The sequence below is a fragment of the Endozoicomonas acroporae genome (genome assembly GCF_002864045.1).
GTDB lineage: Bacteria > Pseudomonadota > Gammaproteobacteria > Pseudomonadales > Endozoicomonadaceae > Endozoicomonas > Endozoicomonas acroporae.
The window spans coordinates 1-11,387 of sequence record NZ_PJPV01000004.1; the positions used below are offsets into that span (position 1 = coordinate 1).

Consider the following 11,387-nt stretch of genomic DNA (forward strand, 5'->3'; position numbering starts at 1 on the left):
TTCCTTAAATTGCTTTATGTGAACTCCCACAGGTTTTCAATTTTAACGTTCTGGTTCATTGTCTTGCTATAAATGGACACCTCGTGGGCACATCAGTAAGTTGGAATAAATGAGTAGAGTAAAAGGAGGGGGAATCAAGGAGCTAAGTAGTTGGCCAAATGGAATCGTATATTTCTGGCTAAGTGGGCAGTTACTATGCAAGGCACAACGCAGGGAGCATAGCCGTAGCTATGTGACCGTAGTTGTAACGCCGCAGAGTGACTGCCCTCTTAGTCAGAAAATACGATTTCATTTGGTTAACTACTTAGAATAGATAAATGGCGGTGAGGGAGGGATTCGAACCCTCGATACGGCTACAAACCGTATACTCCCTTAGCAGGGGAGCGCCTTCAGCCTCTCGGCCACCTCACCGTTTCAATATGGCGCGCTCGGGAGGATTCGAACCTCCGACCGCCTGGTTCGTAGCCAGGTACTCTATCCAGCTGAGCTACGAGCGCGTTGTTTGAAGCGACGTGAAAGATATTTGAATCGATTCAATTCGTCAATCACTTTTGTTGACTTGGCGCGCTCGGGAGGATTCGAACCTCCGACCGCCTGGTTCGTAGCCAGGTACTCTATCCAGCTGAGCTACGAGCGCCCTGCGTCAACGGAGGCAAACTATAGAGATTTCATTGGGTTGAGTCAAATACGGTTTTTACGGATCTGTTCATTTCCAACCAACTGTTTCCTGAACTTTGTAATGTAACCGTTGTCATAAGAGTCAGGGTATCAAGCTGCCCCCGTGCTGCCTTGCTTTTTTATTAATGAAACAAACACACAAGATGAATACGTTGGAATGAAAAAAACGATTTTCTCCACTGAATACACGACCTGGTCTTGAGGAAATCCAATTTTGGATAATTTAGCTTCCACGCCTGGTATCCCACTTCCTTCCTCAGTGCCTCTCAAGCACCCGGATTCAAGGCATGTGAGTATTTGTCCATCCTGTCAGGAGTCTTGTTTTCAGGGCAGAAAAGCCAATCTGGTGCAAAGAAGGCCTGAGCATGGAACGATTCCAGAAGATCCCGCACAATGCCCGGTATGCAAGAAAGCCGTTGATTCACGAAATCTTTCTCCTGTTACCCCGGCCAATGAAATTTCCAAACTCCGGGAAAACCAATACCATGACCTGAGAGTCGCCCTCAGCATAGACGATCAGATGGCGGCCGTAGTAATTCAGGACCTGATGGGTAAAGGTGCTATTTTGCCTCTTGAAGAGCGGTCCCGGGCCTTGAAAGAAGCACTTGGGATTACTGACTATGAGGCGTCTTGTTACGAATGCATGAAGCATATTGCCCTGCAGATTTTGCCCTATTCTCTTACAAAGCCAATGGGTATGTACCCGGTTATGCCCAGACATGCCTCCGCCTTATGGCAAATGGGTGTCAGCCTCTCGCCGGAAGAACTGCATCAGGCTCTGATAGTATTGCTGCAATCAATTGAAAGTGATGACGGCAATCCAAGCAACCATCGCCGTCTGATTCAGGAAGACCATATCAAATTACTGGTTCAGATCGCAGAGACCATTCCCAGTGAACAGTTGTCCGGGATCATGCAACCAATATTCAATTCTGAAGATGAAGTCAGTATGGGATATATCACGCTCTTGCAGGGAATAGCGTCCGCCCCATCCTCCCATCGGCTGCTTGATGCCGCTTGCAATGATCTGGATATGAAACAAAAGTCCATTATTATGAGAATCACCCTGACGCTTAACAGTGATGAAGGCAGTAAGCTCTTTCGCTCCCTGAAAAACAGAAATGGCTCCCTGACACCAGAAGAACTGCCCAAAGCCCTGAAGGAAGTCCTGGGGAGAAACAGTTCCTGCTCTAACACCCTTTACGATTGCGTTATTGACTATGCTAACGACCTGTTTGATATGGGTGCCCGTCTGGACCAGCTTGAGTGGGAAGAGGCGATGCACAGAGCAAACGAGCTAAAATACAATCGGGATAAGATGATGGGCGATCTTCACATCGCCTTCCTGAAACGAGACGAGACAGCTTTCAGTTTGTGGGAATCGACTCAAATGGATGCTCTGCTGGATTAATTCCCCCACCAGTGCGCTATCAGCTTTGACCTTTGAACAAATCTGAGTCTTCGATCAGGTGCCTGTTTGCCTCAGTAATTATTTGAAAAGTCTTGTTACTCTCCTCAACATTCCCAGGGTTTTTATCAGGATGATACCTGAGTGCCAGTTTCCGGTAGGCTTTTTTTACATCATTCAGGCTGGCACCTTCCGACAACCCCAATGCATTAAGTGACTGTCGATTCTTTTGGACCATCTGCTCTGCAGAGAGTTTGCGCGGGGCACCTTTTGGGCGAATTTTCCCGACCGACTGGCGCAGATAATCTACGTTGCCGTCGGACTCTTTGATCAAGTTATCCGCTACTGCCTGTGCTTCCTCCGGGGAAAAGCCTTTTTTCTCAATTTGTTCAATCATCCAAGGGCGCAGTGTGCTGGCATTTTTATTACTTTGAGCATGAGGAGCATCAGAAACCCACTGCTGAAACCGGGTCAGGTCTGAGCCAGCGATGTTCAGCGCATTAACAATGGCTTCATGGGACCGGTCCGGGCGGTAGCCTTTGGCGGTGAATTGCCCCATTGCCCATTGATAATTTTGCCGCTGCAGTTCTCGAAAGGCAGACTGCGGGGTCAATGGCGTAGTGTTAACCATGATTTCCACCGAGCGATAATCATAGCCGCACTGGGTTAACACCCGTTCTGCCATAACTCTGGCAACAGAGGGGGCATAACCTTTGCCCTGAAATTGGTGGGTAGCCCAGCTAAACCACTGCTGCCGAAGAATCGCTGTACTGGCTGGCTGGTAAATCACGCCACTCTTGTAGAATGGCTGGATAACCACTCGTTTTATCACGTAGCCAACTATTTTTTTATTACAGTATTGTTTGGGAAAAAGATCCCTTTTAGTGACAGGATCCGTTTTACTGACTTTTCGTCCGAACTTTTTCCCGGATGCTGCCTCCTGACCTTGGAAATTACCTTCCAGAAGGTAAAAACTTTGTAGCCCGCCAATGCCATTCATGCCAGCACCCATGCCATCCATCAATCGCTTCCTTTTCCTGATAATTTATAGTCAGGTTATCGGAGCAACGGTTGGCAGTTTTAATTCAGGCAGCCTTACGGAAGGCTGCCCACGGGCAATTGCACATGGCGCACAGTAGGTTCCGGAAGTAAAACAAAACGTCCGTATTAAGTCCGACAGGTACCTAACCGGCCTGTCTCATTATTCGCTGTTGCCACATCTTTACCCACCATCATTTCAGGTGTTGCCCGGTAAAACAGCGTGACACTGAGGGCAAACGTCAGTAGTTCGGCTACCGGCAGGGCAAGGAAGGCACCTTCAAGCCCCAGGGTTTTCCAGAATAGAATGATCAGCACCAATGGCAATACCAGAGAACGACTGATAGCAATCAGGGCCGACTGGGTAGCCGCATGCATACCGGTAAAATAGCCGGACAGGGTAATGTTGATACCGTTAAACAGAAATGCCGGCCAGATGACGGCAATGATCGACATGGTCAGCGCCAGCGTGGCCACTTCGTCACTCTGAATAAAGACACTGGCCAGCTCCTCAGGGTAAACCAGCAGAGCCATCGCAAAGGTAATACCCACCATAATGGCAAGACCAACAGCCAGTCTTACAAAGCTGACAATACGCTCTGGCTTTCTGGCACCGAAGTTAACGCTGACAAGAGGCCCCAGGGCTTCAGCAGTGCCGTATGCCACCATGATGCTGAGCCACAGGATATAATTGACAATGGTAAAGGCGGCAACGCCGGTAGTGCCTGCTTCAATAATCAGAATCCAGTTAATAATGAACATGAGCAGTCCACCGGACATCTCATTTATAAACTCGGAAAAGCCATTGTAAGCAGCCCGGAACAACTCAGACCAGGAACCATAGGGTTGAATCAACCGAATGCGGGCCTGCCTGCCAAAGAGACGTACCACCAGAAACACAGTACCCAGCGTATAAGCGATACCACTGGCAAAAGCTGCACCACTGACACCCCAGCCCCACATTTTGATAAACAACGCATCCAGTACAATGTTCGTGAAGGCGGTGAGCACCAGCCCGGCCAGGGCATAATTTGGCGCATCATCAACCCGGGCAAAATACGATAAGGTATAAGCCAGCCCCATGAACAACATAAAAGGCGAGATTATACGGATATATTCCGTGGTCAACGGCAGTGCTTCCTCGTCGGCTCCGACAAAAGCGGCAATATCCCCGGCAAAAAAGTGTGCCAGGCTGGACACAGTGAGGGCAAAGATAACAATCACCGTCAGGGATTTGGTAAAAATATTGGACGCCCTGCGTGTATCTCCGGCCCCCAGGGCTTTACCGGCAACCACCGCGCCACCTACCAGCATCATGACACACAGGCCAAAGAACACCGAATACAGCGGTACCACCAGGTTAACCGCGGCCAGGGCTGTTGCCCCCACGTAATTCCCGACAAAGATACCATCAACAATACCCGCTGAAGACAGCGCTACCAGACCCAGTATGGATGGCACCACAAAACGGAAAAAATCCACCGTGGTGCAACCGGAGGTCATCGTTTCATCAGTAGTGTGAACTGACATAGGCGTTTCCTTATTGCGGCATTAGATTATCCCGCAATGCTTTGGTTCCTTTGGTTGATCAATATGAACACTTGTTCAAATTGGACATATGTTCAATTCTTTTTTATGCTATGTCAACCAATAGTTATATCGGACAAATGCAGTCTATGAGTTACCTGCCAAAGGATGAAAAACGCAAAGCTATTCTGGAGGCCACCCTCTCCCTGGTGGTGTCCTGTGGCTTTGCCGGCATAACTGCCCGCAAGGTTGCCGCCGAAATGGGTGCTGCTACGGGAACCATCCACCATCACTTTTCGTCGCTGGATGAGTTGAAAACCGAAGTAATCCGTTATGCCATATCATCATCCGTTGACTCCGACCTGGAGGCCATTAAGGGATTACCACCCTACGAAGCCCTGTTGCAGATGTTACTGCCATCAAACTTCCCGGACCGGGAGTTTGAAAATCGGGTGTGGCTCAGTGCCGCCGATGAAATGTGGCGCAATGAACAGCTGAAAACGGTCTATTGTGAGTCCATGGTCAGCCTGACAGACCTGATTGGAAGTGTGATTACCCTGGGCCAAAAACAAGGTTTGTTTGATCCAGCCCTGGATAGTCGACAGTCCGCCTGGAAGTTAATGGCCACCAGCTTCACTCTGTCCAATTATTCCTACCTTGGTGATAGCAGCCTCAATCTTACTGCCATCGATGAGTTGGTGATCAACGATATCCGACTGACACTGGGCATAAAAGATTCCGAAAAAACCCAGCGAGCCCGCTTATAAATCAACATCCGTCATAGTGTTGTTTTTTAATAATCACACCGCCGCTTCAACCCGGGAACACCCAGTTTTTTCAACAGTCGTTCCCTTTCCTATTCAGGTCCAACAAGATCAGCTCAGGCTCCAGTTTTACAGCAGTTTCCCGCTCAATCTGCGGGTCATGAATCTGCACGTGGTGATGTTCGATCTCCTGATATCCCAGGATTAGCAAGATGCACGTATGAATCGGTAATCAGGCAGCTGTCGCCGAGTGAGTAACAGCCCGGAACCTTTTTTCAGGGTGATTGCTCTAAGAGCCCTGAAACATATTCGGACTGATGGTAAGTTACCATGCAACCACTTAATGCCAGGGGTTATCCCGGCTTGCCACCAACCGATGCTGCTGAAAACTCAGCGGCGTCAAAGGCATTAGTCGACACTGCTTTATCGGCTTGTGCAAAACAGATTCCCTGTAGCTCTCGCCCTGGCGATCTGGCAACATCCGATCGCAATGGATTACCACCGCCCAATGGTCGCAAACGGTCTGTGGCAATGCAGTCGGGAGTCAGGACCAACGGCCTGGCTGTTACCGACGACAACCGTTGTGTGGGTGCATACTCTGCCAACGCTGCCAGCAGACTCCCACTGAATTGCGCCGTTGAGTCCGGGGATATCAGGATGGTGGCGTGGCAACTGCAAAATGGTGCAGAGGTTGATGGCAGCAACGAAAAATTGCTCAAGCCATCTGCCTGTCAGTTCCCCACCAGCCCGGGACTTACTCCATTGAGCCGGGCTGCCATATACGGGTTATCTGACATGGCGAGGTTGCTGTTAGAGTCCGGGGCACCTGTTGACCACTGCGATGCCAAGGGCCTGACCCCACTGGCTATGGCTGCCGGTCGGGGTAACATCAAAGTAATGCAGCTGTTGCTGGATTACCGGGCAAACGTTAACGGCAATACCATCGGCTTACGGACTCCGGTGACCCAGGCTGCCAGGTGGGGACAGGTGAAAGCGATAAGCCTGCTGCTGGCACATGGCGCGGATATTCACCAACATACCCGCAACGGGAAAATACTACAGCCCAGGACTGCCAGGGAGAGATATAGTACGGATATCAACTGCTACGCCCGCCCAGCGGAAACACCACTTTCTCAGGCTGCCAGCCAAGGCCAGGTTGTGGTGATAAGCCTGTTGCTGGAGCATGGCGCGGATATTCACAGCCATGCCAGCGGAGGGGAAACACCACTGTCCCAGGCTGCCAGACGAGGACAGGTTGGCGCGATAAGCCTGTTGCTGGAGCACGGCGCAGATATTTACAGCCATGCCAGTGGAGAGGAAACGCCACTGGCCCAGGCGGCAAAATATGGACAGGTTGGCGCGATAAGCCTGTTGCTGGAGCACGGTGCGGATATTTACAGCCATGCCCGAGGAGAGGAAACGCCCCTGGCCCAGGCGGCAAAAAATGGGCAGGTTGGAGCGATAAGCCTGTTGCTGGAGCACGGCGCAGATATTCACAGCCATGCCAGCGGAGAAGAAACACCCCTTACTCTGGCGGCAGAGTACGGGCAGGTTGGGGCGGTAAGCCTGCTGCTGAATAGAGGGGCCGACGTTAATAGCCAAGCTTCCGGAAGTGGGACACCACTGCGGAAGGCTGCGGTCAGGGGATATACTGAGATTGTCTGGCTACTGCTGAGTTATGGAGCCAACATTCATAGCTGTGACAGAAGCTACGAAGGGAATTCCCTGAGCAAAGCGGTCATGCATGGGCATGTTCACGTAGTCAAGCTGTTGCTGGAACACGGTGCACAATGGGAAGGCCCGTGGAAAGGACTGCTGAGATTGGCTGTTGAACAAGCCTGCATCGAGATCGTGAAATTGCTGTTGCAGCATAATGCGAATGATGTAAACGGCCTTAAAGACCGAACATTTCCACCACTTTCAGGGGCCATCGCCAAGTGGGATATGGAGTTGGTGAAACTGCTGTTGCAATCGGGAGCCAATCCTGACCACATTGATTGTGATACCTTTCCACGCACTCCGCTGGCTATTGCGGCCCAATCCGGGCGAATTAAATTTGTTGAACTACTGTTGCAATCGGGGGCCGATGTTCACGGCAAGACCACTGGGAAGTATACGCCCTTGACGCTGGCGGCAGCTCAAGGACATAACCAGGTGGTGAAGTTATTGTTGCAGCATAAGGCCGATGTCCATAGCCGTGACCAGGGTGAAGGTACCCCCCTGTTCTGGGCCAACGAAAACAGGTTTTATGAAATTGCCTTTGACCTGATCCAGCACGGCGGCTGTCCTCAAAGAAGTTCGACACCGGATGTTATCCGAACAGTCACTCAGAAATTAGGCTACAACCCTCTGGAAATGCCTCCCAGTCTGCAAACTTTGTGCAAGAGAAGGCTGAAGGCTGCGTTTGATAAACAAACAATGTCTTCTTTCAACTTGCCTTATCTGTTGAAAAATGAACTTCTGAAATGTATGCGTGAATGAAAATTTCCCCCTGAAGCCCTGCCAGTAATGACAGGGCGGGGATTGTCTGGCTTATTGAATCCTCAGCACCTGCTCTTCGATTTTCTTTTTCCAGATCTGCGGGCCAGTTTGATGTACCGATTCGCCACGGCAGTCTACCGCTACGGTCACCGGCATATCTTCCACTTCAAATTCGTAGATCGCTTCCATTCCCAGTTCAGGGAAGGCCAGCACTTCAGCCTTTTTCACCGCTTGGGACACCAGGTAAGCGGCACCACCGACGGCGATCAGGTAAACAGACTCATTATCCCTGATAGCCTCAATGGCTGCCGGGCCGCGCTCTGCCTTACCGATCATACCGGCAAGACCGGTGCTCTCCAGCATGGTGCGGGTAAACTTGTCCATACGGGTTGAGGTGGTTGGGCCAGCCGGGCCAACGGCTTCATCACGCACAGGGTCAACGGGGCCTACGTAGTAGATAAAGCGCCCTTTCAGATCAACCGGCAGCTCTTCTCCTTTGGAGATCATATCCACCATGCGTTTATGGGCGGCATCCCGACCGGTGAGAATCTTGCCAGACAACAGCACAGTATCACCTGGCTGCCAGCTTTTGATGTCATCATGGCTCAGGTTGTCGACATTGACCTTGCGCACCCCTTCGCCCATATCCAGGCTGACTTCCGGATAGTCATCAATATTCGGTGCTTTCTGGTATACCGGACCATTGCCGTTCAAGGTAAAGTGGGCATGGCGAGTGGCTGCACAGTTGGGAATCATGGCCACAGGCAGAGAAGCGGCGTGGGTTGGGTAATCCTTGATCTTGATATCCAGCACGGTGGTCAGACCACCCAGACCCTGGGCACCTATGCCCAGTTTGTTCACTTCATCCATTATCTCCAGACGCAGCTCTTCCACCCGGTTCTGTGGACCACGGGCACGGAGTTCATGAATGTCGATGGGTTCCATCAAGGCTTCTTTGGCCATCAGCATGGCTTTTTCAGCGGTGCCGCCAATACCGATACCCAACATGCCCGGAGGACACCAGCCAGCCCCCATGGTCGGTACCGTCTTTTTCACCCACTCAACAATGCTGTCGGATGGGTTGAGCATGACCATTTTGGATTTGTTTTCAGAGCCACCACCTTTGGCAGCCAGTTCCACCTCAACGGTGTCTCCCGGCACCAGGGTCATATGGATAACCGCTGGCGTGTTGTCTCTGGTGTTTTTGCGGGCACCGGCAGGATCGGCCAGGACGGAAGCACGGAGTACATTGTCCGGATGGGTATAGGCCCGGCGAACACCTTCGTTGATCAGGTCTTCAATGGAGCGGTCAGTATCAAAACGTACATTCATACCCACACGGACAAAAACAGTAACGATACCGGTATCCTGGCAGATAGGACGCTTACCCATGGCGCACATTCTGGAGTTCACCAGAATCTGCGCCATGGCGTCTTTCGCCGCCCTGGACTCTTCTTTCTGGTAGGCCTGATAAACCGCATCAATAAAATCAATGGGATGATAGTAGGAAATAAACTGCAGTGCGTCCGCCACACTCAGAATTAAATCATCTTCCCGAATCACAACACTCATTGGTTTTCACCCCTTGTTCGACGATTTTATTTCGCAATCCGACCTTGCCGATTTGAACCTGTGCAATAAGCTGAGAGCATCATGCCCATTTGCACAGTCTTAACGGCAGGCAAACCTCATCTTATTTTGACGGGGATTATACCAACGCCAAAAGCTAATAACATTGATTAACCGCAGGAGAGGTAAAGTTTTCTCAAAAAGGGTCGCTACGGACGCTTAAGTCCGACAGGCTCCTAGTACATGGTTTCAATGAGTTTGACGTGTACGATCTCCGTTCATCCTGAGCGGAGTCGAAGGGTGCTTGGCACGATCTATCAGAGTCCGGAGTTTCCGCCTTTAGGCCCTATGGGTCCTTCGATGCTTCGACAAGCTCAGCACTCAGGACGAACGGAGTGCGGAGGCACGACAACCCGTCAAACTCATTGAAACCATGTACTATGAGTACAACTGGTATTATCGATTACAGGTTGTAAACTTGCACACCAAATTCACTGCACAACATGTCAGGGGTTTTTCCGTGCCGAAGATTCAATTTCAGGGCAACAGCTACCCGATGGATGAGAACGAGAACCTTCTGGATGGATTACTGCGCCAGCATGCCAAGGCACCCTGGTCCTGTCGGGCCGGGGTCTGTCACTCCTGCATGCTTCGGGTGACGGCGGGGCTTGTACCGACAGAAGCCCAGTCGTTACTGACTGCTGAGCAAATCAAAAAAGGCTATATTCTCGCCTGTCAGACCAGGGTAACTGGTGATTTAAGCCTGGCACTGCCCACCCGGGATGAAGTGCCCGGCATTCTTACTGAGCTGACATCACTCAGCTCAACGGAAGTCATCATCAAGTTATCCACCCGCCTGCCTTTCGAAGTTGCCATTGGCGAACATATTACCCTGGTATCCAATGAAGGCTTTGAAGCCACTTACCCGGTTACCGGCGTCAACGATGAGTTACAAACACTGGAGTGCATTATTGCTCGCTCCGCAGGGGGCAGCCCGTTCAGTGCCTGGATTCACTCCGAGGCAAGAGCAGGCGACCGCCTGATGGTGATCAAGAATGGCTAAGCATTACTCTCTGAACGGTAACGCATCAAGGGTTTTGTCATACCCCATCCTTTCCGGATCCACATGATTCCTTGAGAATATATCCCGGGGCATACAGTCGGTTTCTGCATTAACCAGACTGAAGGAAGGCTGACGCACCACCTCCTGAAAGGCGATCGTTCCATCTGGCAAAACCACGGAGTGGGCAAGGTAGGCATCCACCAGCCCATGGCTGTAATCAATCCCTTCTGTCTCAAAGCCCTTCAATACCAGAACCTCACCAGCCTTACATCCCAGCGCGATTTCATCACCGGTTACCGTACTTTTAATAATGGCCGGATGGCGACTGCCCAGGGGGAACTGAATGCTGCCGTAGTAATAATTCTCACCGTTGTCCCGGTGTTCTACCAGCACATCCCAGAAGGCCATAACATTCATAAACTCCCGGCCACGATGATCCTTGACGATATTATTGCCGTGTTCACCTTTATCCAGATATGAGCCTGCCACCTTGAAGCGGCGGGTAATGGCCTGATCAAAGTTGATGATGCCTGGATCCTGTTCTGCTGCAATCTGATACGCCACAGGGCGGCTGGGCAGAATGTTGATGGCGGCCTCTTTGGGCAGTTTTGCTCTTTCGGCTTTGTTTTTTTCTTCAGCCTTGAGTTTTTCTTCTGCCAACTTCAACTCTTCTGCTTTTGCTTTCTCTTCTCTGGCTTTTTCCTCTGCTTTCCGCTTTTCTTCAGCCACTTTCAACTCATCGGCTTTGGCCTTTTCTTCCGCTTTGCGCTTTTCCTCAGCCACTCTCAACGCTTCGGCTTTGGCTTTTTCTTCCGTTTTTCGTTTTTCTTCAGCCAGTCTCAACGCTTCAGCTTTAGCT

The 11,387-nt window shown here is 50.8% G+C and carries 8 protein-coding genes and 3 tRNA genes; 4 read left to right on the forward strand and 7 right to left on the reverse strand.

All coding sequences use genetic code 11. The annotated features are described in order from the left end of the window. Positions 1-318: 318 nt before the first annotated feature. From CX664_RS00810 to CX664_RS00820, 3 genes are all read right to left on the reverse strand, one after another. Positions 319-411: transfer RNA gene (locus CX664_RS00810), tRNA-Ser, on the reverse strand. A gap of 9 nt (positions 412-420) precedes the next feature. Next, a tRNA-Arg gene (locus CX664_RS00815) sits at positions 421-497 on the reverse strand. A gap of 63 nt (positions 498-560) precedes the next feature. Continuing rightward, a tRNA-Arg gene (locus tag CX664_RS00820) sits at positions 561-637 on the reverse strand. Positions 638-892: 255 nt separating this feature from the next. Here CX664_RS00820 and CX664_RS00825 point away from each other — a divergent pair. Further along, positions 893-2,089, forward strand: a complete 1,197-nt coding sequence (locus CX664_RS00825) for a hypothetical protein (protein WP_145999737.1) — start codon at positions 893-895, stop codon at positions 2,087-2,089. A 19-nt stretch (positions 2,090-2,108) separates the two neighbouring features. Here CX664_RS00825 and CX664_RS28410 read toward each other — a convergent pair whose 3' ends face one another. Together CX664_RS28410 and CX664_RS00835 are read right to left on the reverse strand one after the other, a co-directional pair. Beyond that, positions 2,109-3,107 (reverse strand): J domain-containing protein, encoded by a 999-nt coding sequence (locus CX664_RS28410; RefSeq protein WP_219622109.1) that lies wholly within the window; start codon positions 3,105-3,107, stop codon positions 2,109-2,111. 146 nt (positions 3,108-3,253) lie between these two features. Then, positions 3,254-4,654, reverse strand: a complete 1,401-nt coding sequence (locus CX664_RS00835; RefSeq protein ID WP_101744882.1) for an MATE family efflux transporter — start codon at positions 4,652-4,654, stop codon at positions 3,254-3,256. 146 nt (positions 4,655-4,800) lie between these two features. On the opposite strand from CX664_RS00835, the gene CX664_RS00840 reads away from it, so the two are divergent. Continuing rightward, positions 4,801-5,418 (forward strand): TetR family transcriptional regulator, encoded by a 618-nt coding sequence (locus CX664_RS00840; protein WP_180966339.1) that lies wholly within the window; start codon positions 4,801-4,803, stop codon positions 5,416-5,418. Positions 5,419-5,745: 327 nt separating this feature from the next. Further along, positions 5,746-7,896 carry an ankyrin repeat domain-containing protein gene (locus tag CX664_RS00845; protein WP_101744884.1) on the forward strand — a complete coding sequence of 717 codons (2,151 nt, stop codon included), beginning with the start codon at positions 5,746-5,748 and terminating at the stop codon, positions 7,894-7,896. 51 nt (positions 7,897-7,947) lie between these two features. Here CX664_RS00845 and CX664_RS00850 read toward each other — a convergent pair whose 3' ends face one another. Next, positions 7,948-9,468, reverse strand: coding sequence for a fumarate hydratase (locus CX664_RS00850; protein WP_101744885.1), 1,521 nt, complete (start codon positions 9,466-9,468; stop codon positions 7,948-7,950). A 517-nt stretch (positions 9,469-9,985) separates the two neighbouring features. Here CX664_RS00850 and CX664_RS00855 point away from each other — a divergent pair. Next, positions 9,986-10,528, forward strand: coding sequence for a 2Fe-2S iron-sulfur cluster-binding protein (locus CX664_RS00855; RefSeq protein ID WP_180966340.1), 543 nt, complete (start codon positions 9,986-9,988; stop codon positions 10,526-10,528). A 3-nt stretch (positions 10,529-10,531) separates the two neighbouring features. Here CX664_RS00855 and CX664_RS26090 read toward each other — a convergent pair. Continuing rightward, the coding region (locus CX664_RS26090; protein WP_219622110.1) for a hypothetical protein at positions 10,532-11,387 on the reverse strand (856 nt) is incomplete at its 5' end.